The sequence below is a fragment of the Gardnerella sp. C0684A1 genome, assembly GCF_055326835.1.
Map to the genome: position 1 here is coordinate 76159 of NZ_JBLTSX010000005.1, position 24919 is coordinate 101077.

The 24919-nt window shown below is 40.8% G+C and carries 14 protein-coding genes and 1 tRNA gene; 12 read left to right on the forward strand and 3 right to left on the reverse strand.

The window, feature by feature from the left end:
* Positions 1 to 17 precede the first annotated feature (17 nt).
* Positions 18 to 91 (reverse strand) — tRNA-Pro (locus tag ACNEUN_RS05510).
* A gap of 552 nt (positions 92 to 643) precedes the next feature.
* On the opposite strand from ACNEUN_RS05510, the gene lysS reads away from it, so the two are divergent.
* Together lysS and ACNEUN_RS05520 are read left to right on the forward strand one after the other, a co-directional pair.
* Complete coding sequence (gene lysS, locus ACNEUN_RS05515; protein ID WP_463631382.1) at positions 644 to 2317, forward strand: lysine--tRNA ligase; 1674 nt, start codon at positions 644 to 646, stop codon at positions 2315 to 2317.
* Positions 2318 to 2743: 426 nt separating this feature from the next.
* Positions 2744 to 3484 carry a phosphoglyceromutase gene (locus tag ACNEUN_RS05520; protein WP_004112459.1) on the forward strand — a complete coding sequence of 247 codons (741 nt, stop codon included), beginning with the start codon at positions 2744 to 2746 and terminating at the stop codon, positions 3482 to 3484.
* 152 nt (positions 3485 to 3636) lie between these two features.
* On the opposite strand, the gene phoU is transcribed toward ACNEUN_RS05520, so the two are convergent.
* Positions 3637 to 4317 carry a phosphate signaling complex protein PhoU gene (gene phoU, locus ACNEUN_RS05525; protein ID WP_427877371.1) on the reverse strand — a complete coding sequence of 227 codons (681 nt, stop codon included), beginning with the start codon at positions 4315 to 4317 and terminating at the stop codon, positions 3637 to 3639.
* Positions 4318 to 4528: 211 nt separating this feature from the next.
* On the opposite strand from phoU, the gene ACNEUN_RS05530 reads away from it, so the two are divergent.
* Positions 4529 to 5848 (forward strand): sensor histidine kinase, encoded by a 1320-nt coding sequence (locus ACNEUN_RS05530; RefSeq protein ID WP_463631384.1) that lies wholly within the window; start codon positions 4529 to 4531, stop codon positions 5846 to 5848.
* 38 nt (positions 5849 to 5886) lie between these two features.
* Here ACNEUN_RS05530 and ACNEUN_RS05535 read toward each other — a convergent pair whose 3' ends face one another.
* A complete protein-coding gene (locus tag ACNEUN_RS05535) occupies positions 5887 to 6141 on the reverse strand; it encodes a DUF2530 domain-containing protein (RefSeq protein WP_427877367.1) in 255 nt (84 codons plus the stop codon).
* A 235-nt stretch (positions 6142 to 6376) separates the two neighbouring features.
* On the opposite strand from ACNEUN_RS05535, the gene ACNEUN_RS05540 reads away from it, so the two are divergent.
* From ACNEUN_RS05540 to pepN, 9 genes are all read left to right on the forward strand, one after another.
* On the forward strand, positions 6377 to 7390 hold the full coding sequence (locus tag ACNEUN_RS05540; protein ID WP_463631386.1) for a CHAP domain-containing protein: 1014 nt from the start codon (positions 6377 to 6379) through the stop codon (positions 7388 to 7390).
* A 244-nt stretch (positions 7391 to 7634) separates the two neighbouring features.
* The gene (locus ACNEUN_RS05545) at positions 7635 to 8468 is read left to right on the forward strand and encodes a Pr6Pr family membrane protein (RefSeq protein WP_427877363.1); all 834 of its coding nucleotides are present in this window, start codon (positions 7635 to 7637) and stop codon (positions 8466 to 8468) included.
* Between the two features lie 153 nt (positions 8469 to 8621).
* Positions 8622 to 13157: a PD-(D/E)XK nuclease family protein gene (locus ACNEUN_RS05550; protein WP_463631388.1), complete on the forward strand. Its 4536-nt coding sequence runs from the start codon at positions 8622 to 8624 to the stop codon at positions 13155 to 13157.
* Positions 13154 to 17551: an ATP-dependent DNA helicase gene (locus tag ACNEUN_RS05555; protein WP_463631390.1), complete on the forward strand. Its 4398-nt coding sequence runs from the start codon at positions 13154 to 13156 to the stop codon at positions 17549 to 17551. Before ACNEUN_RS05550 ends, ACNEUN_RS05555 begins: the two co-directional genes overlap by 4 nt.
* Positions 17552 to 17657: 106 nt before the next feature.
* The gene (locus tag ACNEUN_RS05560; protein ID WP_427877357.1) at positions 17658 to 18353 is read left to right on the forward strand and encodes a GNAT family N-acetyltransferase; all 696 of its coding nucleotides are present in this window, start codon (positions 17658 to 17660) and stop codon (positions 18351 to 18353) included.
* Between the two features lie 189 nt (positions 18354 to 18542).
* A complete protein-coding gene (locus ACNEUN_RS05565) occupies positions 18543 to 19958 on the forward strand; it encodes an MFS transporter (protein ID WP_463631392.1) in 1416 nt (471 codons plus the stop codon).
* A 91-nt stretch (positions 19959 to 20049) separates the two neighbouring features.
* Complete coding sequence (locus ACNEUN_RS05570) at positions 20050 to 20199, forward strand: hypothetical protein (protein ID WP_463631393.1); 150 nt, start codon at positions 20050 to 20052, stop codon at positions 20197 to 20199.
* A gap of 195 nt (positions 20200 to 20394) precedes the next feature.
* Positions 20395 to 22227: a ribonuclease J gene (locus ACNEUN_RS05575; RefSeq protein ID WP_463631461.1), complete on the forward strand. Its 1833-nt coding sequence runs from the start codon at positions 20395 to 20397 to the stop codon at positions 22225 to 22227.
* A 62-nt stretch (positions 22228 to 22289) separates the two neighbouring features.
* Positions 22290 to 24905, forward strand: a complete 2616-nt coding sequence (pepN, locus tag ACNEUN_RS05580) for an aminopeptidase N (RefSeq protein WP_463631395.1) — start codon at positions 22290 to 22292, stop codon at positions 24903 to 24905.
* Positions 24906 to 24919 lie beyond the last annotated feature (14 nt).

Below are 24919 nucleotides of genomic sequence, written 5' to 3' on the forward strand. Positions count from 1 at the left end.
GCGCCAAAAATCAAAAGTCGGGCTGGCGGGATTTGAACCCGCGGCCTCTTCGTCCCGAACGAAGCGCGCTACCAAACTGCGCTACAGCCCGATGTCGATTGTGCTAATAAAGAACCAGTGCTTGCGATTATTTATGTTTCGCACTTCGCACGTTTCTCGCGAAGCGCACTTAGCGCACGTTTCGCAACACTTAGACAACTTGGTTATATTAGCGTAAACTTTCTACAAATTAGCAATGTGTGTCGCTTCTAAACGGGTCTTATATGTAGATCCTCTAATCAATTTTTCCGAGTCGTACTAATCTCCCGAATCGTACGAATCTCCCGAATCTCCAAACTTTTTAAAAATCTCTCAAACTTTTTAAAAATTTTATAGAAAATTTATTTGTAGTATTTTGTGACTGTGTCCACTCCGCAATATTTGCAAAATGATATAACTTTTCGTAAATAATTTTGTATATCTTAATAAAATAATAAAAATTTTTACTAAAAATGCATTTTTCTTCCGAAAACAGAAAAATATAAATATTTCAAGAAAAACGCGCGTTTGTTGCAAAAATGGTCGTCCGAATCAAGCTAATAACGCGATGACACGTGTTCAAAACGCTTACATCTGTATTACCTACTGGCTACAATTAGCGTTTATGACTGACACCAATACTGCAATGTCTGCCGCGCAAAATGCCGCAGAAAACGAAGCAACAGATACCGTCAATGAAATTGACACTGTTGAGCATGCCGAAATGCTACTCGCTCAAGACGAGGCAATCGCCAAACGTGTAAACGAAGGTGCAACTCTTGACGAGGCAATCGACCCAAGTAATAAAGAGTTTGGTCCGCAGGCTCATCCGGAGCAGGTACAGATGCGCGTTGCTAAGCGCGCGATGATGCTTAAGGAAGGCGTGCAGCCTTACCCTGTGCATCTTAACGTTACTGATACTATTGAGAAGGTGCGTGCTGATTTCGACGGCAAACTTGAAGCAGGCGAAGAAACCGATACTGAAGTTGGTATTGCAGGTCGCGTGCTTTTCTTGCGTAACGCTGGCGGCTTGTGCTTCGTTAAGCTTTCTGCCGGTGACGGCACTACGATTCAGGCGATGGTTTCCAAGAAGGAAATTGGCGAAGAATCCATTAAAAATTTCAAGCAGATGGTTGATTTGGGCGACCATTTGTATGTTCGTGGTCGTGTGATTTCTTCCAAGACCGGCGAGCTTTCCGTATTTGCAACCGAGTGGGCGATTGCAGCTAAAGCATTGCAGCCGCTTCCAGCTTTGCACAAGGAATTAAGCGACGATACTCGTACGCGCAAACCTTATATTGGCATGATTGCGGACGAGAAGATTCGCGATATGGTTCGCAGGCGTTCTCACGCAGTGGCTTCTCTTCGTCGCACATTTGGCAGCCACGACTTCTTGGAAGTTGAAACCCCAATGTTGCAAACGGTTCACGGCGGTGCTGCAGCTCGTCCGTTCACAACTCACATGAACGCTTTTGACATTGATCTTTATTTGCGCATCGCTCCGGAGCTTTTCTTGAAGCGTTGCTTGGTTGGTGGCATCGATCGCGTATTTGAAATCAACCGCGATTTTAGAAACGAAGGCGTGGACGCAACTCACGCTCCAGAGTTTACAATGCTCGAAGCTTACCAGGCTTACGGCACTTACGATACGATTGGCGCTCTTACTAAGGAGCTGATTCAGAAGGCTGCTATCGACGCTTTCGGCTCTACCAAGGTGACTTTGCTCAACGGCGAAGAGTACGATTTTGGCGGCGAATGGAAGCAGATTACCATGTACGGCTCGCTTTCTGAGGCTTTGGGTGAGGAGATTACTCCAGAAACTTCCGTTGAGCATTTGGGCGCGATTGCAGACAAGCTTGGCGTTGAGCGCGACGACGTGGAGAATCACGGCAAGTTGGTTGAGCACTTGTGGGAGCACTTCTACGAGGATAAGCTTTACGAGCCAACGTTTGTGCGCGACTTCCCAGTGGAGACTAGTCCGCTTGTTAAGGGTCACCGCACTAAGCCTGGAATGGTTGAGAAGTGGGATTTGTACGTGCGCGGCTTTGAGCTTGCAACCGGCTACTCTGAGCTTAACGATCCTGTTGTGCAGCGCGAGCGCTTTGTGGCTCAGGCTAAGGATGCTTTGGCTGGAGACGTTGAGGCAATGGATATTGACGAGGACTTCATTGAGGCTCTCGGCGTCGGTATGCCTCCTGCTGGCGGCATGGGAATGGGTATTGATCGCTTGCTGATCGCTCTTACGGGCGCAACCATTCGCGAGACGATTACCTTCCCACTCGTGAAGCCTCTTCGCTAGTTGATAATTTTTAGTAGATAAAGCCGTTGGATGTTATTTAAACATTCAGCGGCTTTTTGTATGTGATGAGTTTGTTGCGCAGCACTCCAAACGTGAGAGCATCATCTCGCTTTTGGAGCTGATTCGGTTGTTTACTGCTCCAAACGTGAGAGAGTTGTCTCGTGTTTGGAGGGTTTGTTTCCGTAATACGCTCCATTTGTGAGAGAACTGTCTCGTGTTTGGAGGGTTATTGTCTGTGTTTTGCTCCAAACGTGAGAGAGTTGTCTCGTGTTTGGAGGGTTATTGTCTGTGTTTTGCTCCAAACGTGAGAGAGTTGTCTCGTGTTTGGAGGGTTTGTTTCCGTAATACGCTCCATTTGCGAGAGTATTGTCTCGTGTTTGGAGGGTTTGAGCCTGTCGTCGTAAGGCGTTAATAGACTGGGTAATTATGACATACAAATTAGTATTGCTCCGACATGGTCAGAGCGCATGGAATAAGACCAATCAGTTCACTGGTTGGGTTGATGTACCGCTGACTGAGCAGGGTGTCGAGGAAGCTAAGCATGGTGGCGAGCTTCTTAAAGAGAAGAACGTTCTTCCAGACATCGTGTTCACTTCTTTGCTTCGTCGCGCTATCAACACCGCGAATTACGCGCTTGATGCCGCCGATCGCCTTTGGATTCCAGTTCGTCGTAGCTGGCGTTTGAACGAGCGTCATTATGGTGCTTTGCAAGGCAAGAACAAGTCTGAGATTCGTCAGGAATATGGCGATGAGAAGTTCATGATTTGGCGTCGTTCTTACGCAACTCCACCTCCTGAGATTGATCCAAACGATGAGTATTCTCAGACGAATGATCCTCGTTACGCAGGCGATCCAGTTCCAGAAACTGAGGCTTTGGCAAACGTTGTGACTCGTGTAACTCCTTACTGGGAATCGGATATTATTCCAGAGCTTAAGTCCGGCAAGACTGTGATGATTGCGGCTCACGGCAACAGCTTGCGCGCAATCGTTAAGATGCTTGACAACTTGAGCGAGGAAGAGATTTCCAAGGTGAATATTCCAACTGCTATTCCTCTGCTTTACGAGTTGGATGAGAACTTCAAGCCAATCAAGCCTCGCGGTGAGTATTTGGATCCAGAAGCTGCTGCTGCCGGCGCTGCCGCTGTTGCTGCTCAGGGTCAGAAGTGAGACTGATTAGCTGGCTTTGGTTAGCTTAATTTGGTTTTAAAAATAAAAGTAGGTCTGCAATTGATTTGCAGGCCTACTTTTTTATCTTCATGCGCGCTTTAACTGAGCTTAAAACTGCACAGCGCGCTACCGGCACTGTCGTATTAAGTGCATTAAGCCACAACCGTATCTTTATCTGGTTCTGGCTTCTTTGATGGATCGAATCCCGAAACTATAAACACAATTTGTCTTGAAACGGCAACGCAATGGTCTCCAATTCGCTCAATAAAACGACTAAGCAGAATCACGTCGATTAGCTGCCTGCGCGTACCTTCCCAATTTTCGCCTTCTACTAGTTCAAAAATTTTTTCGTGCAGTTTATCAAGCGCGTCATCTCCAGCAATAATAGTTTCCGCCATTTGCACGTCGCGATTCACAACCATGCTGGTTAGTCGCTCTGAAAGTACGTGTAAGAAGTTGATCATTTCCACAATAGTTTCACGTGCTTCTTGCGGTATTGCAGAATCTGGCCACGTACGTCTTGCAATTTGTGCTACGTGACTTGTTAAGTCTCCCATACGTTCGAAAGTTGCGGCTAAGCGCATAGTGGCTACGACTTCTCTCAAATCCGTTGCTACAGGATTTTGACGAGCGAGTAGCGTCAAGCATTGATCGATAGTGCTTGCTTCTAAAGCGTCTAAATTCGCATCACCGTCTATAACAGTTTGAGCAGCGTCCAAATCGGCGTTTACTAACGCGTCGCCGGCATCGTTCATAGATTTTGCTACAAGTTGTGCCATGCGTTCGAGGTTTGTAGCTACGGCCTTCATTTCTTCGTTGAAAATCACTCGCATGGTTAGTCCTTTCTTCGATTTGCGCTACTTTGGCAAATGTTCGGCGAAATTTTGCGGATATCGTTAAATACCCACATATATTATAAACTATGCCGTGCTGTTAGATGAGTTATTAGATGAGTTATTATCTATCTGCTTACTTATTTTTTGCGCGTTTATTTAAGCGATGGCAAGAATAGCAATATGAACAGAAATATGAGAATATTATATTATGCCTATTGATTCTTCCGCATTAGTTTTTGTAGCGTTTGCTGCTCTGGCTTTGTGTGTGCTTATTGGGCTTTTTGTTTTGATGTCTGATTATATTGCTTGTATTTTTCGCTGGATTTTTCGCAAATTTTCTAAGTTCGCTGAAAATCTCGCAAAGTTTAGTAATTTACTAGGTTTTTCGTTTACTAAGCGAAATAAATTGTTGGATGATGACAGTGTTGCAGAAGACTTGAGTTCTGATGCTCAATCTGTTCTTGCTATGTTACGTTCTGCAACGATTGTTGTTGATTCTGATGACGAGGTTATTCGTGCAAGTTCCGAAGCTTATACTTTTGGTGTTGTACTTGATGATGCTATTGTGCAGCCTCGTGTTCTTGAAGCTATACGTTTCGTGCGTGAAAAAGGTGGAAGTGAACGTTTTTCGCTTATTACTTCTACTCCAACGAGATATATTACGGTTAAAGAAGATTTTCCTGTTTCTTCAGAAGATTTAAAAAGCTCTTCGTACGTTTTAGATGATTCGAAAACTTCTACGGTTACTAGACCGAATTGGCTTACTGTTACTGTTGGTTGTGTTGGCAGTGGAATAGTTGTTGTGATTCTTGAAGATACAAGTGCAGCACAACGTTTTGCGCAAACGCGCGATGATTTTATTACTAACGTTTCTGAGCAGCTTATGAGTTCCACACGCACTATTTGCAATCTTACGAAAGTTTTGCAGAACGAACACGTTACAGAAGAAAAAGTTAAGGAAGTTGCTAAAGTTACTGGTAAATCTTCCGAGCGTCTCGAGCATATGCTGGAAGATCTACTGCTTTTGATGCGTGCACAAGATCCTATAGATGAGGATCGTGCTGACGTAGTTTGTGTTTCCGATGAGTTGCTTAAAGTAAAGGAACAAGTTGCTGACTTGGCTGTTTCCTGCTCTGTGAGAATAAATATGAAAGTTGATTCTTCTTTGCGAGTACGTGGCTCTGCAGAACAGATATGCGCAGCTGTGAGAAAACTTGTTGAAAATGCTTTAGTTTATTCACGTCCCGATAGTGTTGTTTCGATTTCTGCTTCGGAATCAGCCGATTGCTTGTATGCAGTTATAAGAGTAGTAGATAGAGGTGTTGGTATTGCTATAGAAGATCAGCCTCGAGTTTTTGAAAGATTCTATCGTTCTGATAATCAAAATAATCGTAGCGACAATGGCGTGGGATTGGGTTTGGCAATTGCTAAGCATGTTGCGTTAGCTCATCATGGAAGCATTACATTGTGGAGTAGACCTGGTAATGGAACTACAGTAAGTTTTGCAATACCGTTGTGTAAAGATTAAGTATTTGAATTAAGTATTTGATAATTACGTCTAAATAATTACTTTCCGAGGCGACGGTAGTCCCAGCGATCGAAGTGTTCCCAAATAAGCATTAGCAAGCCAATAATAAATCCAAAAACGCAAACTATAACAGCCATCCATGGTACAAGATTTAGCAGCTTTAAAATGAATACAACAACAGTTGCTATTAACCATACAAAAGTACCCATAAAAAATGCTTTAAACAAGTCTACGCGGAGCGGTTTAGGTGCTTCTTTACGCGCATCTGGATTAATTATGGGTGCAAACTTCATACAACTAACCATACAACGTGCAGTGACTTAGTGTCGAGTTTTAGTAATTCATATTGATTAATTCTTTAATACTTAAGTAAGTTAGCGTGTCGTTTCTATCCGCGCCACGTTGTAAACTTTCGAATTGTTGACAGCAAGTATGCTGATTTATTCATTTACTTGTGTGTTAATTTTCGTAGCGCAGTAATGCAAATACGAGATTATAGCTGAAACATACTGTAGGAGTAGTTCTTATATGAGACATGCCGCACATGGTGCAAAGAAAGCAGCAGGGCGCGTTGATTCGCCTTTGTCGCTTTTTTCTGCTGCGCGCGGAACTCATGGTGCTGCTCATGGTTTGCGCTCTAAGCAGCATCTGCTTGGGCTTGCTACTAGCAATGGTGCTGTAGTTGAGTTAAGTGAAGATGTTGCTCGTCGTATAGATGAGGTTATTCCTCGTACTCGTCGTGAGATTCGTCTTGAGCGTCTTGCTGCAGAGCGTCGAAATCGTTTAATTGTTTCTACTTCTCTGATTGCTGCTTTTGGTGCTGTTGCTGCGTCAATGTCTTTAGCTAAGACAAATAGTTCTGATTTGCGTGTTGATGGAGCACATTCGACTTTATCTACGCTTTCTTACGATGTTAATGCTGCTCCTGCTTCGCGTTCTACTCAGCGCGAGAGCATTGAAGAGTCTTTGCGAGATATTGATAATGCTGTTTCGGCAATGGATCCGAATTCTTCTAATACGGTTTCTACTGTTTCGCCAGTTAGTACTAAATGGGATTTTGGTTCAAATTCAGGTTTTGATTTAGCTCAGCTTTCTCGTTCTAATGCGAATAATCCTCTTGTAGCTGATTTAATGGATTTGGATGCTAATATTCTTCCTAAAGGATTTAACCCGAATCATGGTACGGGCGATATAGGCAATGCTTATTCCTTCAGCCAGTGCACCTGGTGGGTTTATATCCGTCGTCATCAGCTTGGTTTGCCAGTTGGATCTCATTTTGGTAATGGTGGTTCCTGGGCTAACAGCGCACGTCAGCTTGGTTATTGGGTTGATCGTACTCCGCGTCACGTTGGCGATATTATGGTGTTTGCTCCAGGTCAGTTTGGTTCTGATCGTACTTGTGGACATGTTGCTGTTGTTGAAAAGATTAATCCTGATGGCTCTATTGAGACTTCAGAATGTGGTGCTATTTTTGCTGGAAAACCATTCTCACGTACTTTCTCAGCAAGCCAGGCTGCTTCATTACAGTTTATTCACTATTAATATTTGATAATATTTAAAAGCAGCATAAAGCGACTAGCTTTTTATTATTTTTTTTTTATTATTTGCTTTTCTGTACAAAATTTTTGCTTTGTTTTTGCACTTTTATCCACTGCGTTGCTGTTAGTTATGCTATAAATATTGAATTATTGCATCCGCTAATTGTTTTGTCAGCTTTTTAAAGTTGCATGCTTTACTGTTTGCGGTTTGCTACATTACAGTGCGTGACGTTTGAAAGTGAGATTATATGAGCGCGGAAACCTACTTATCTGAAGATTCTAGTCAAGGTTTTTCTAATGATAATAATGTTGTTGCTGAAATAGTTAATGAGGATAGTAATTCGCAGCTAGTAACTTATAAAGAATATTATATTCGTAGTTTTGTGCGTATTTTTGCGATTCTTGCGAGCGTTTACGGAATGGTTATTTCTTGGGATGGCTGGATGGGTCTTACCTATTTTACGAAGCTTTCCAATGTAATGATTTGTGTTGCGCTTGCTGGATCACAATTTTTTGATACTCGTAGTGTTCTTAAAAGTCGCGCATTGAACGAGAAGCTAGGTTGGAAGGATAATAAATCTAACGCCTGGTATGTTTTTAAGTTCATGATGACTATTTCGATTACTGTAACCTTCTCCTTATATTTGTGCTTCCTTGCGCCTACAGATAAAGCAGGTTTCGTTCAAGCGTATATGCAATCTGGTGCTCATAGTTTATGCGTTCATTTTATAGCTCCTCTTCTTGCTATAGCAGATTTCTTACTTTTTGATTATCGTTTCCGCTCTAGTAAAACTCATGTTTACTATTCTGTAATTCCTCCTCTTTCTTACGTTGCGTATGTGGTTGCTTTAGCTCAAATATCCGGGGTTCGTTGGGGGGAGCATGCTATGCAAGCTCCGTATAATTTCTTAAATTACGGTTCTCCAGCTGGATGGTTTGGTTTTGCTCCGAGCACTGTAAATTCAACAACTGTAGGCGTCGGAGTAGCTTACTTGTTGGTGATTTTAACTTTGATTTTTGTTGTTTTAGGTAGAGTATTTCTTGCTCTTAAAGATTCTCGCGCCAAAAAGTGTGGTTGCTGAATTGTAATATTTGATTTGCCCTGCGTAAAAGTAAAATTATTCTACTTGCGCGGGGCTTTATATTATGGTTTCGTATGGTTTCGTATGGTTCCGTATGATTCAGTACGTTTTCCGTAGATGTTCTGCTAATGCTTTGTTGCTAGAATGATGAGTATGTGTGACGAAGATGCTCAATTGCAGGCGCTTTTTGATGGGGTTCTTAAACTACCTAATGGTGAAGCGACGAATACTTTGCTTGTGTTCGGCGCTCCGAATTACGGTAAAACTCGTTTTGCTTTCAAGGCGATGTTGTGCGCTTGCAAGCGTTGGCCTCGTCGAGTTAATGCGTTGAGTGTGCAGAATAGGGTTATTGCAGATCGTCTTTCTGACGATATTATTCGTGAGCTTGGTGTCACCGATAAAGCTAGGCCTGTTGGTACGCTTTCTGCTTTAGCGTTTTCGCTTATTAGTGCTAGAAGTCGTATGAATGGCTCGTATTTGCCTAAATTACTTAATGGTGCTGAGCAGGATGCTATTCTTCGCCAAGTTGTGAAATCTCATATTGATCATGTTTTACGTGGTGAAAATGGTGATTGTTCTGTATGCGATCTGTTACAGAACTATTTTTCTACTAAATCGTGGGTTGGTGTATTAACTGATTTAAATGATTTAACTGGTTTAACTGACAAATCGAATAGTGTTAAAAGCGCTGAGGAGGATAGTTTAAGTAGCATAAGTTCCGCTTTTATACATCAACTTCGCGATATGCTTGCTAGATTAGATGAACTTGGTGTAAGCGATTCTGACGAGTCGAAAGTTTTTTCATACTTAGATAATGTTTCTAATGCTGGCAACAGTGGTACGAATATTGATACAAATATTGGTACAAATGATTCTCAAAGTAGTGAGATTGTATCTAGATGCAAAGTTCAATGGAATTTAGCTTTTGCTTTGCGAAAAGAATATAGGAATCTTGTTTCTGTTGAGTATCCGCATGATTTTCGTTTGGATTCTTCTAGTTTGCTTGTTGAGGGAGCGAATGTGGTAGAAGAACTAAAAAGTAGCATATCTCTTGATAATTATGATTGCCCTATACCAGAAGTTCTTATTGTTGACGATTTTCATGATGTAACTTTGGCTGGCTTGTCGTTTATTGAAGCACTTAGTAAGGCTGGTACTAAAATTGTGCTTCTTGCTAATCCGGATGAGTCAGTGCAATCTTTCCGCGGATCTTATCCTGATTATGTTATTTCTGCTGCGCGTTTAGAACCTCTTTGCGCTGCTGAAATAAAACTGACTGATAATAACGCTGATAATGCTGTTAGCTCTTATTCTAAGATTTCAGCTCTTAATTTACTTTCTTCTCGCGTATCGTTTTCTATTTCTTCGCAACTTGATTCCTCTATTGCGCTTCCTAAGCGCCCGTGGAAACTAAAGCTTTTTGAGGGAGCATATCCTATAGAAGCTGTTACGAATATGGTTAGTTCTAATCCTAAAACTCCATATTTGTCTAAAGATAATAGTTTGACTGCATCTTTATATCGTTCTACAAGCCAAGAATTAGATGCCATTGTGTGGGATATTAAGCAAAATCATGTATCTAAACGCAGAGCGTGGTCTGATATGGCTCTTATAGCGCACGATAATTCTATAGTTCGTGCGTTTGGCGAGAGGCTAAAACAAGACGGTGTACCTGTACGATATTCTCTTGTAACAAAACCTTTGAGTGAAGAACCTTTTGTGCAAGGTCTTTTTGCGTTTATAGAGCTTGCGATTTTTGTAAGTCGTGGAAGTTCTTATATTTTCAAACAGATTGAAAATGGTAAAACTTTGCAAAGCATAGCTTTATTTGTTAGAGAAAGACTTACTGCAATTGTAGATAGTCCTCTTGTGAGCTTATATCGTTATAGCGGAGAAACAGTAGAGTTTTTGCGCCCTACTCGCATGAGTAGCGTTGAGTCTTGTTTGCGTTCTTTAGTTTCTCTGGCTTCAATGGTTGATGCTGATGTTGTAGATAGCAGTGTTAGTGGGGAAGTTGCTCCATTAAAAAGTGCTATCAAAGAATGGAATTTGTTTGTTGATAAAGTTTTGCATGAATCTAATATAAATTCGCAAAAAGCTCAGCAAATTAGTATTGATAATCGACTTTTTGACTCAAATCCAAATGAAGATAGTAAAAAATTTAGTCTCAATTCATGCTATTTACTGCTGCTACTTTCTGCTTGCAAAAATATTTTTTCAAACAGTTTAGAAACTTCTAATAATTCTTTTGCCGAGAAAGATGATGATAATACAATAATTTCTATTCTCGAGTCTATGGCACCTCACGATCCTCATGTGCTTGCATTTTCTAAAGTTTGGCAGAATATTTGTAAATTTGCTATAAAACTTAATTCTCACTCATATTTGCGGACTGCAAAATATGCTCTTTCTCAAGCTTGGCAGATGAGCGATGTTGCTTCTTTATGGCAAAAGCTTGCGTTGATTAACAATCGCGAAGGAAGATTAGCAAACGATAGACTTGATGCCGCAATGCGATTATTTGATTATGTGCAATCTTTTAGTAATTCCAATATAGAAGACTTTAAGGAAGAAAATTTAAGTAATTCCGGCAAAAATAGTGTAGATATTATTGATTTTATAGCTCAAGTGCGTGGTATGGAAATTGAGGCAGACTCTTTAGCTTCAGTAGCACCTGTTACAGATGCAGTCACTCTTACAACTCCTGCAGGAGCTGCTGGAAATCATTGGCCATTAGTGTGGATGCCTAGCGTAGAACAAAAAGTTTGGCCTAATTTAGCTTCGCGCAGCACAATGTTTGGTGTAGAAATATTAACGCAAATTGTGCTGGAATCTCGTAATTCTTCAATAAACAGCTCTAAAAATAACAAAATTTCATTAAATATAAAAAATCTTTCTTATAACGATAAAGCCACTATTTTTGCAGCTGAACAGCGTAGCTTCTTAACAGCAGTTACTCGCGCAACTGAAACTCTTAATATAAGTGCTGTTAAAAGTGACGAATGCACTCCTAGTGATTTTCTTTATTCTTATCTACCGGAATGGTACTTCGAGGACGGGGAAGGTACTGAATTTACTCAAAGAGTAGAGCCTTTTGCTGGTATAGATATGGATGTTCGTGGACTTGTTGCTGCAGCTCGAGCTCGACTTGTTCGCGCAAGTAGCGCAAGTAATATTAGTGATGTTTCCAACGCTACAGCAGATTCTCAAACTAATAAAAATTATGTAAATGATGCTTGCCAGGCTCTAAAATTATTGCGAAACCATGGAGTTTCTTGCGCAAACCCAGAACAATGGGATTTCATGCATGCAGATGGTGAATCTACAGAAAATATTAATGTAGACTCAACTGCTGAAGATAATAATTCTACAGAAGTTAGTTTGTCTCCTTCTATGGTAGATAGTTTATGGGCTTGCCCTGTGTGTGGTTTATTAGATAGAAAGTTTTCAGGGCCGCAATCAAGTAGCGTAGCTGCATCTTTCGGTACTTTAATTCACGAAACCGCTCGTTGGGCAAGTGAAGAAAAACACTTCGATATTGAGGAAGTTAAAATTGAAGAATTTACGAATGATAAAAATGAATCATCTGAGCAATCTGTTTACTCTAGTCAAGTAAAACTCATTTCGTATGTTGCAAAACAAATGATTGAGTATTATCACAGTATTGCACCAGATTTTAGTGAAGTTCATAATCTTGAAGAACGTTATAAAGCAATTGAAAGAGAACATAATATTGATCGTGCAATATACGCTATAGCGCAGTATTTCGTGACTTCTAAAAACGCTTGCAACTATAATTTAGTAGCAAAAAAGTCAGAAACTGGTGTAGTGGAGTCTCTTAGCAAATCAAGTAAGAATTTAGAAAGCAGCATAGGAGACTTAGTAGAAGCGTATGTGGAATTACCTATAAGTGCTCACATAAGTTTAGATGACATAACTAAAGTTGTTAATGAAACTTTAAGTAACTCAAATAGTGCTGAGAATACTGAAAAACTCAGCAAAAGTGAAGTTTTCTCTATAATGGGCGCACTAGTCGGCGGCTGGCCTGACGGTGCTAAAGAAAATCTCAACATACATATTCATGGACGCATAGATCGTGAAGAATTAAGAAAATTAGACGATGGAACGAAAATTTTACGTCTTATAGACTATAAAACAGGAAAACCAATAAGTGCGTCGGCTGTTTTTAATGATTTACAACTTGTATGCTACCAGCTTGCTTTAGCTTTTGCTGATGAAAATCCGCTTATAAATATGCCAAATCCTCCTAGAATCGCTAGAAGCGTACTTTTCCACGTAGTAGAAAAAGACTATCCAGCACAGGATCGGAATGTAGCAGAAAACATATATCAGCAACCTATTTTTAAAAATAACATGCTAAATACAGATCCTTTCGAACCGCGAACAAATATAAAAGATATAAACAAATTAAGTGATATAGATTGGGATGCTATTCGAGAAAATCCTGGCAATATTAGCGAAAAAGTTTGGAAAGATTTCTTATCGCTACCAACTTGCGCAAAATGGTCACTTGCTATGATTTCGAGAGTATTCTACGCTGCTGCAATTATTAAATCTCACAAAATCACAGCTAAACCAACTCCGCAACACATGCGCTACTGCAGAAATCGTAACGTATGCCCAGCATGCGCAGGACAAGTAGATACAGTATACGAGGTGCGAAAATGAAAGAAACTGCAAAAATAACAGGAATTACAAAAAACAAAATCACAGATAGTCCTGAACAGTCTGCAGCCATACAAGCATCTCTTAAACAAAACATGCTAATCGTAGCAGGTGCTGGATCTGGAAAAACTTACACAATGACCCGCAGAGTTATAAATCTTATAGAAATGGGTGTAGCTCCAGAAAGTATTCTAGGATTAACATTTACTAACAAAGCAGCATCCGAACTACTTTCTAGAGTTTCAAATGCCGTAAACCAGCACAGAAATAATTCTTCAAATAATAATTCTATAAGTAACTTATTTATGAAACCTGAAGTTATGACATACGATGCGTTCTTCCAATCTATCGTACGCCAATACGGACTACTTGTAGGATTTGACCACAATACTCAACCATTAAGTGAAGCTGGCGCTCGCGAGCTTATAAAACCACTGATTGGAGATTACTTCCAAAAGCATCCTGAAGATATTCGCTGGTATAACTGGGATGCTCTTATTAACGACGTGTTGGCATTATCTTCAGATATAGCTTGCTCAATGATTGGCGTAAATAGCAAAGGTGAATCTTTAGACAGTATTGCTAGCGCTGTTGATGAGGCAAAAAAGTGGAATACTGCGTTTATAAATTGCTTATGCAAAGTCTTAAAAATAAAGCATGAAAATAATTCATCATACCAAAGTTTTAGTGATGCTACTCGAGAAAATAACGATATTGAGAAAGCTAAAAATATTGCAGAATTTGCTAAAAAACCAATCTGCAGACTTAGCCGCACAAAAAAAGATACTGACGAAACTTATAAAAATAAATGCTCAGAATATGCGAAAAAGTATGTAGATTATTTAAATAGTACTCTTCCTAACACGTATAACGAATCTTGCAAAAGCTTATACGATTCTGCTGTAAAAAGAGATATTCTTTTAAATCTAGTGCTTGAATTTGATGCCGCAAAACAACGCGCAAATATGGCACAATTTAGCGATTTTACTATAGCTGCATACCGTTTAGTTACTCATTTTCCGTCAATTGCTGCGAATTATCGTCGTCAATATAAATATGTTCTTCTTGACGAGTATCAGGATACTTCAACAACACAAGCAATGCTTATAACTGCTTTGTTCCATAAACTAAATACTGAAAATACTGTGGAATCTGATACTCGCATAGCTGCAGTAGGAGATCCGTTCCAAGCAATTTATTCGTTTAGAGGAGCTAGTTCTGGAGCTTTTCGAAAGTTTTATGATACTTTGAATCTTAATGAAGACTGTAAGTATTCGCTTACTGTTACAAGACGTAATGCAAAGCTGATTTTAGCTGCAGCTAATTCTATTACTCACCCTCTTAGAATTCCGCCTGTACAGCATAGCAGTTCTCTTGCAAGTGAAGTTGCAGTCACTCGTCTTAATTCAGCAGAATCTTCCTCGTTAGGAACTTTGGGAGTTTTGAAACTGCCTACTCAATATCAAGAAATTGAATCTGTTGTGCGATTTGCAAAGTATGTTAAGAATACAAAACTGGCAGATAATGATCGTACTGATACAAAAAGTCCTCGCCTTGCAGTGCTTTTACGCAGCAAAACAAATATTTCTTTGTACGAGCAGGCTTTACAAAAAGCTGGTTTGCGCACAATTACAGTAGGATATTCTGCAATGCTAGAAAAGCCGGAAATTAAAGACGTTCTTGCTTTGCTAAAAGTCGTAGATGATCATAGTAAAACTTCAGAATTAATGCGTTTATGCGCTACTGCGCGTTTTTCTCTTAACACAAGTGATTTAGAAGCGGCTGCTAATATTGCAACCTCGGCAAATACAGAGTATATTTTTCGCGCTTTAGTTCAGGCTGGTTTAGTAGACGCTAATATTCCTAAATCACAGTTCGCTAAAGTAGTTCGTGAAAAATCTCAGCAAGATCCTCAGGCAGCAAATATTCGCGGAGGAGTGTTCTTAGCTGACGTATTTATAAAAGCTTATGAGGAGAATGAGGAAAGAGAATCTGGAATTAATGCAGTAGACTCGGTAGGGTCTGCAGGTTCTGTAGACTCTTGTTTAGATTCTTTGCGTAATTGCATGAGTGAGCATGGTTTTGCTTCAGCATTGAGATTAGGTGGAATGATTAATGCTGTAGACTGTGCTCGTCACGACAGTTTGCACGAAATAATACGTGCCGCTGTTGAAACTTTGCAAATAGATATTGATGTTGCTGTAGCTAAAGCACTTAGTAATTCTGAGTCGACAAGCGATAGTCTGCTAGCAGATATGCGTTCTTCTTTTGACGCTTTACTTGCTTTATCTGACTCGTATGTGCAAGAAATGGGTGATTTTACTGCTCCAACTTTGCACGGTTTCATACAATGGCTAAACAGTTTAGGTTCTGTTAAAGATTCCCCAGTTTCTTTAGATGATCCAGCTGATGTAGTTCTTATGACAGTTCATCAGTCTAAGGGTTTGGAATGGCCGGCTGTGGCATTAGTTGGTCTTAATGACGGCGCGTTTCCAAGCTCTCAAGGAGATGAACTAAAGGTGAGTAGAAACGAGTCTGAAGGTAAATGCTCTTATAATGAAACCGCGTATGCTGCTATTTCTATAGCTTCTAAAGTTCCTGTACCGCTTAGAGTTGACGCAGATATACTTCCAAGATTTCCGCATAATGCAGATCTTGAAACAAGTATGAATCCGGAAATTTCTTTAGCGGATTTTAAGAGTGCTGAGCAATTTGATGAAGAAGTGTACGGCTCTAGAGCATCATATTTAGTTGATATTGCAAAAACTATATGCGATAAAGCTGGTATTGATGAGTCAGATCTTCCGGATGAAATAAAAGAAGTTTGTGAAAGTAAAAGAAACGGTTCTCTTCCTCTTTCTCAATCGCAAGAAAGAGGTCGTGCGCTGCATGCGGATGAGCGTCATCTTATGTATGTGGCTTTGACGCGCGCAAAATTTGCTGCTCTTCTTACTTGCAGTGCGAATACTTCGATGGCTTTAAATGATAAAGGTTCTACAAAAAAATCTTCAGTTTTTTGGGATGAAGTTTACGATTCTGCTGATAATGGCGACGTTAAGCAGGAACTTTTTTCGCAAAATAAAAAAGATTCTTGTGCAAAAATTACGATAGGTGATGATGGAGGCTATATACTTGGCGACTATTGTGATGATTTAGTTAAAATTTTATCTCAGCCTAGTAGTATTCCTGAAAAACTTGAAACAACTTCTCTCTCTTGGCCTAGTAGTATAAGTGACGGCATAAGAGAAGCGTTAAAAAGTTCCGCAAAGTGCGTTTTAGAAGGCAATGTTTTAGAAGGCAATCTTAACGAGCAGAATGTATTAAATGATAAATCTTCTTATAATAATCCGCTTTTAGGCGAATCTGAGTTAAATAACTCTCTACTTATTAGAGCAAAAGAACTTGCAGAAGATAACGATATAATGCCTAAAAATTGGAATAATAACGACTGGTTGCAGTCTAAAGTAGAAAAACTTAACGATTCTGGAAGATTGCCTGTTACTGCATTGCAAAGAAGAGTTGATTTGCATGCTGATAATAACAAATCTTTGCCTAAAAATCAGCTTCAAAATAACCAAAATATTAGATTGCGCAACGAGTGGATGGCTCTTATACGTCCAATTCCAAGAATTGTGTCGCCGGAGGCAGATTTGGGTACTCGTTTCCACGCTTGGGCGGAACAATTTGTTAAAGCAGGTTGTGTATTTGCTGAAAATTTTGAAACAAACAGTGAAGAAACTTATTCTTTGGGTTCTACTTGGAAAAATATTGTGCAAAGTGGGGTAGAGCTAAAAGATCATACAGATTTACAAAAAAATATGATTAATGATCTTGATGTTGAAAAATCGTTATATGAAAGTCATTTAAATGATGATTTTGCTTTTGAAAACGATGAATCTTTGTCAAGAGCTGAGATTTCAGCCCAGAAAAAACTTCTTCTATGGGAGTCAAGACTGGTAAAATCGCGCTGGGCTTTTCGACGTCCGCTTTCTGCAGAACAACCAATTGTCGCTCATGTAAACGAATTAGGTAATCGCATTATTAACGGCAAAATAGACGCTGTATTTGCAGGAGGTCTAGATACCAAAGACAAAAGCAAACTCTATACAGTAGTTGATTGGAAAACTGGACATAAGCCTACTAAAGCAGATGATATAGAGCGTAAACTTGCGCAACTCGATTGGTATAGACTGTTGCTTTCTTTAATAACAAATGCACCTTTAGAAGCTATCGACGCTACGCTTTACTATGTGGACGTAGAGGATGAATCTGGGCGAGAAATACATGCTGAAGCAAAAAGTAGGGAAGAAATTCTTTCGCAGCTTCGCAATACTCCTGAATTTGCACTTAAAGATGATGAAGATAGTGAAGATAGTGAAGATGATGAAGTAAATTAAAACGAAAGTGCTGCTATTTGGCTAATTTTATACTATAAATGATTGCATTTGACGGAAAAATTACGTAATAATTGTATATATAGAGAAAAATCGAAGGAGGAATATCTTGGAAGTAACATTTAGGCCTGTAACTATAGAAGATATTGATTCAATATCTGAAGAGTATGAACGTACCTGGGGTATACCGGATATAGTTGGAAAAGAAGCGTCAAAAGAGCTTTCTAAACGTTTCGTAATGCACTATATGGAACCATCTACGCATGGAATTATCGCACAGTCTAACGGAAAATTTATGGGACTACTTTTTTCTCGAGTATTTGAAGACAAAGTACTTTTTCCACAATTGCGCGATATGATCAAAAAGCAAGATGAAATGATGTTGGAAAATCCAGATCCTAATTTTTCAAAAGCTTTACACGCTGCAAAATCCATGCGTGCTATAGAAACAAAACTAGAAGCTAAATCGCATATTAACGACTTAACTCAAGCAGAGTTAGAACTATTTATAGTTTCTCCAGAGTCTCGAGGACACGGTGTTGGTGGAAGATTATGGAAACAAACTATGCAAATGCTTCGCAGTAAAGGAGTTAACAGGTATTACTTGCATACGGATACTGCTTGTGATGTTAGTTTCTATGATTATCACGGATTGCGTAAAGATGCCGTATGGTGCAGAAAAGACAATGCAAATAAAGCTATTTACTCAAACTATAGTGACTCAAAATATTTAGTAGACGATTTGTTCATATACTCTGGTGAGCCTTTCTGTTCACGTACTAAGAGACATGAGCAGAACAAGTAACAAACGTATACGCTTAATTTTGCTGGATATAGTATATACAAAAACGATAGTTATTTATTAGAAATCGTAATAACTATTTATAAAATATACAGGTTCTGGTTAAAATAAGAAGATGCTCTAAATCGGTAAGATGCCGAAATTGAATGTGAAAATAGTTTTATAAGATTCTTTGTAAGGAAAGTGAGTAGTATGTTGTCGCCAGAAGCGAATAAGAAGTCAGCAGAATCAGAAAAAACTGCAGCTTCTGAACATACTGCAGCCAACAATTATAAAAGATTATTCGCATTTCGCGGAGCAAAAGCATTCTGTATTTCTGCTGCAATAGCACGTCTTCCTATGTCTATGATGGGTTTAGGTATTGTGCTTGCTTTAAACAGCTTATATAACAATTGGACTGTTGCAGGAGCGATGGCTGCAGCGTACGTGCTAGCACAGGCTGCAGTTACACCATTGTACGCAAAATTATTCGATCGTTTTGGACAGCGGAAAATTGGTGGCATAGCTTTAAGCTCACAGGTTGTAGCAATGTTAGCTTTTGCTTTTGCGGTACTTGCTCACGTGTCACTTCCTGTTTTGTTTGTGCTTGCAATAATCATGGGAATTACGCAGTTTGCTTTCGGAGCTTTAGTGCGAACTCGATGGGCGTACACGTTAAAATCTGAAAATGACGACACTTTGCTAAACGTGGCGTACGCTTTAGAGTCTGGAATTGACGAACTTGTGTTTATTTTCGGCCCTATTCTTGCAGCTTGGTTAGCTACTTCAGTACATCCAGTTTCGCAGCTTTTTGTGCCGATTTTAGCAAGCGGTTTAGGCGGAGCGTGGTTCTTCTCACTGAGAAATACGCAGCCGGCAGTGCTAACAGTTTTGCAAGTAGATTCTGCTTCCTCTAACGATGTTGACGTGCTTATAGCAGTACAAAAAGATAAGTCAGTAGAAGTAGATTCTAAAAAAGATGCGTCGTTTATTGACAAATTTACTCTAAAACGTCTGCGTAACCATAATAATAAAAAAACTAAAAACGTGCTTTTATACAGAGGCATTTTGCCGCTTGTTATTATGTTCGTAGTGTTTAATATGAGCTTTAGTGCATTCGACGTTTCTATTACTGCTACTATGAAATCTCAAAATTTGGAAAATCTCATAGGTTTGCAGCTGGCTTTATTTGCTTTTGGATCTCTTATAGGAGCAATAATTTTTGGTTCGCATAAGTTCCCTGGATCTAACTGGTCGCATCTTATAATTTTCTTAAGTTTGCTCACTTTAGGCTACATACTTATGAGCCTTAGTATTGATCACCTATTGTTCCTAAGCGTATTTGAAACTTTATCCGGCCTATGCGTTTCACCAATTTTTGCAACAGGAAATCTTATTGTAAAAGCAACAGTGCCAGAACAGTCGCTTACAGAAGGCTTATCTTGGCTTCCTACGGCTTCTGCTGTTGGAGCATCTTTAGGATCACTAGCTGCAGGCTCTGCAATAGACGCGTGGAATGTGCACGCTGGCATTATGGTGCCGTGGATTTCAACGTTGGCTGCAATTCCTATAGCAATATTAGGGTGGCTTATTGTAATGGTTTTTGTCAGTAAGCCAAGTCGCGTATAATAGAAAATAAGTGTTCGCAAAAATCGTAAGTTTTGCGGTGAGTGCTGCAAAATAGTACGTTGGTGCGATTTTGTGTAGAACAGAGGTGAATATGTGTGGAATGTTTGTGAATAATGCTGCTGCATTAAGCTTTGAGTTACCAGAAACTGGTGCTGCTGTTAAAGCATTTTTAATTTTTGCAATTGTCGTAGTAGTTATTGGTATTGGCATTAAAGTTTGGGATCATTTCCGTAAGCACTAAATTATGAGCATAACAGCGTTGAGTAAGTCTGACGATGCTGGTGATGCTCGTCACGATGGAAATTCGCAACGTGCTGATTTAACAGACGACATGATTGCAGCTGTGTTGGATGCTGCGCTGCGTGAAGCAGGATTAGATGATGTCGCCGGCAGCTCTGTTGCGGCCAAATCCACCGGTAAATTTGTTAAAAAAACTATGAAGAAAGAATCTACAGAATCTGTGAAATCGACAACATCGCAACAGTCTTCTCAGTCTGCAAAAACTAAAAAATCTGCTGTAAAAACTGATACAAAATCTGCTAACGCGCTGCCGCCAGTAGTAAACGATCAGCGCGAAGGCGCACTTATTACGCCGCCAAAATATCGTAAAGGCTCCATGCGAATTGTGCCGCTTGGTGGACTTGGCGAAATTGGCCGTAATATGAACGTAATCGAGTATAACGGTCATATTCTGCTTATTGATTGCGGTGTACTATTCCCAGAAGAAGAACAGCCAGGCGTAGACCTGATTCTTCCAGATTTTCACTATATTCAAAATCGTCTTGACAAAGTAGAAGCTTTAGTTTTGACGCACGGTCATGAAGATCATATTGGAGGCGTTCCTTATCTTCTTAAAATGCGCCCGGATATTCCTCTGATTGGTTCTAAACTTACTCTTGCTTTCGTAGAAGCAAAGTGTAAAGAACACTATATAGAACCAAAAATGATTCGCGTAGAAGGTAGAGATAAGCTCAAAGTTGGCCCATTCAACCTTGAATTTATTACAGTTACGCACTCAATTCCAGACGCGCTCGCAGTTTGCGTAAAAACAGCTGCTGGAACTCTTATCGATACTGGAGATATTAAACTCGATCAGCTGCCGCTAGATCATAGAATTACGGATTTGGTAGAATTTGGCCGGTTGGGAGAGCAAGGTATTGATTTGCTTATGGCTGATTCTACAAACGCTGAAGTTCCAGGATTTGTAAAACCTGAAACTTCTATTGGTCCTGCTTTGGATCGCGCATTTGCTGAAGCTGCTCGTAAAATTATTGTTGCTAGCTTCTCAAGTCACGTACATCGTGTGCAACAAGTGGTTGATGCAGCGCACAAGTTTGGAAGAAAAGTCGTTTTTGTTGGTCGCTCGATGGTTCGTAACATGTCGATTGCGGCAGATTTAGGTTACTTGCATATTCCTGAAAATACAGTTGTGGACTTAAAGCAAGCTAAGGATATTCAAGACGACAAACTTGTGTACATGTGCACCGGTTCACAAGGCGAGCCGATGGCAGCTCTTGGGCGTATTGCTGACGGAAATCACAGAGATATTACAGTTAATGAGTTTGATACTGTGATTTTAGCTAGCTCGCTTATACCAGGAAATGAGCATGAAGTTTATAAGGTTATTAATAAACTCGTGCAGCTTGGCGCGCGTGTAATAAATAAGGATAATGCTGCTATTCACGTGTCTGGTCACTGCAATGAGGGTGAACTTCTTTACTTGTATAACATTGTGAAACCAAAATGTGCTATGCCAATTCATGGCGAGCATCGTCACTTAGTTGCAAACGGCTTGATTGCAGTAAAAACTGGTGTTGATCCAAATAACGTTGTGCTTGCTGAAGATGGCGATGTGGTGGATTTGTATCACGGTAACGCTGCAGTGGTAGGCTCTGTGCCTTGCGGATACGTTTATGTTGATGGCGATTCCGTTGGTGAGCTTACAGACGAGGAACTTGAAAAGCGACGCATTTTGGGTACGGAAGGTTTCGTTTCCAGCTTTGTGGTTGTAAATACTAAAACAGCTGATGTTGTTTCTGGTCCGAAGATTTATCTTAATGCAGTTGCAGAAGACGAAAGTGATTTCGAAAAAGTTCGCTACCAAATAGTAGAGCAGTTGCGCGATGCTATGATGCACGGTGAGCGTGATACTTATAAGCTGCAGCAGGTTATGAGACGTACTTTGGGCAGTTGGATTGCTAGAACTTTGCGCAGGAAGCCAATGATAGTGCCAGTAGTAGCAGATATTTCAGAAAATAATCAAGAATAAAAATATATAAAAATATATAAAAATATATAAAAATATATAAGAAAAATATAAGGAAGGTAGATATGCCAGGAGCAAATCTGACTCGCGTAGAAGCTCAAGAGCGTTTCGACGCTATCCAAATGCCAATTCACTACGATGTTGCGCTTGATTTAGGAAAAGGCGGACGCGATTTTACTTCGCGCACGAAGATTGAGTTTGGTGCAAAAGCTGGGCAAACAAGCTTCCTTGATTTGATTGCAAACAGCGTAGAGTCGGTGGTGTTAAACGGTACTTCTCTTGACGTTTCTAAGGTTTTTGCAGACAGCCGAATTGAGCTAGAAAATCTTCTTGAGCATAATACCGTAGAAGTTGTAGCAAACTGCCAGTATTCAAACACGGGTGAGGGCTTGCACAGAAGCGTAGATCCTTCTGACGGAAACGTTTACTTGTATACTCAGTTCGAAGTGCCGGATGCTCGCCGCGTTTATGCTGTGTTTGATCAGCCAGATTTGAAAGCTGTTTTTGACTTTAGCGTAGACGCTCCAGAAAGCTGGATCGTAACTTCCAACATGCCAGTTAAAAGCGAAACAGCGCTGGAAGGCCGCGAAACTGAAGCAGGCACTTTGGAAAACGGCGCTGTAGAAGGCATGAAGCGCTGTGTATTCGAGTCAACTCCAAAAATGAGCTCCTACTTAACTGCGATTTGCGCAGGTCCTTACGCGCAGTGGCACACAACTTACAACAACGAAGACGGTCGCGTAGTGCCAATGGCAATGTATTGCCGTCAGGCTCTTAAAGACGCTTTTGCAAAAGACGTTGACTACTTGTTCGATATTACGAAGAAAGGTTTTGCTTTCTACGCTAAGACTTGGGGAGTGCCATATCCGTACGCAAAGTACGATCAGATTTACGTGCCAGAATACAACGCTGGAGCTATGGAAAACATTGGTATGGTTACAATTCGCGATCAGTACGTGTTTGAATCCAAAGTTACAGACGCTTATGCTGAGCGCCGCGTTGTAACCGTTTTGCACGAGCTTGCACACATGTGGTTCGGCGACTACGTGACCATGAAGTGGTGGAATGATTTGTGGCTTAACGAATCCTTCGCAGAATTCACTTCTACTCTTGCAACTGCTGAAGCAACCGAGTGGCATGACGCTTGGAGCACTTTCAATTCTGGCGAAAAAAGCTGGGCGCTTAATCAAGATCAGCTTCCAACAACGCACCCAATCGTGGCTCCAATCAACGATTTGAACGACACTTCCGTTAACTTCGACGGCATCACCTACGCAAAGGGCGCTTCCGTATTAAAGCAACTCGTAGCGTACGTTGGTCGCGAAAAGTTCTTTGAAGGAATTCACAACTATTTGAGCAAGCACGCATACAGCAACGCAACTTTGGCTGATTTGTTGCATGAGTTAGAACTTACAAGCGGACGCGATCTTAAGTCTTGGAGTGCTCAATGGCTTGAAAAGGCTGGAATTAACACGATTTCTACCGAAGTAGAAGAAGCAGCTGACGGTACTATTGCTTCCTTGCGTTTGCGTCAGAGCGCGCCGGCTGAGCATCCTGTTCTTCGCGCACACCGTTTGGCTGTTGGATTCTACAATGTAGATGAAGCAACTGGCGAAATTAAGCGCACGAAGCGAATCGAACTTGACGTTGACGGCGAAGTGACGGAAGTTGCGGAAGCTAGCGGCGAAAAAATGCCTGCGCTTATTCTCGTAAACGACGACGATTTGACTTATACAAAGTTACGTTTCGACGAAAAGTCGCTTGAATTTGCTGCAGAAAACTTGTATCGCTTCAAGGATTCTTTGACTCGCTCGCTTATTTGGCTCGCATTGTGGGATATGACTCGCGACGCAGAATTCCCAGCAGAACGTTTTGTGGAACTCAGCCTTAAAGCTTTGGCAACTGAGCGTGAATCAACTACTTTCCGCTATGCTCTTGGTCAAGTAAAGGTGACTGCAAGCCACTACGTGGTGCCTGAGCGTCAAGCAGAAGTCGCAAAGCATGTAGCTCACGAACTCTGGCAGTTGGCTTTGGCAGCTTCTGCAGGTTCCGACGAGCAGTTCCAGCTCGTTAAGGCTTATCTTGGATACGGCGAAGTTGGAGATGCTGAGTTCTTGCGCGTAGCTAACGGATTACTCGACGGTTCCGTGAGCTTAGAAGGCTTGGAAATCGACAATGACTTGCGCTGGAGCATTCTTATTGCGCTCGCAGGCGTGAACGCTTTGGATGAAGCTGGAATTGACGCTGAGCTAGCTAAGCGCGATACTACCGAGAATCGCGAATACGCTTACCAAGCTCGTGCGGCTCGCTCAACTGCAGAAGCTAAGGATTGGGCTTTTGAACAGGCTTTGCGTAATCTCGATTTGACTAATATGCAAATGGGTGCTGTGGTTGCTGGCTTTGCAAGCACAGCTAAAGGCGATTTGGTTAAGCCTTATGTTGAGCGCTACTTTGCTGAAGTTGAGTGGATTTGGAAGAATCGCACTTTCCACATGGCTGAGGCTTTGATTGAAGGCTTGTATCCAAATTATGCGGATGTAGACGAGTTAGTTGAGCGCGGACAGCTCTGGCTTGATGAGCATAAGGATGCGGATCAGGCTTTGCGTCGCATGGTGCTTGGCAGCCTTGATTCTTCGCGCCGCACGCTTAAGGTGCAGCATTACAACGCTTCCTTGCGCTAAATTCGGACACTCCT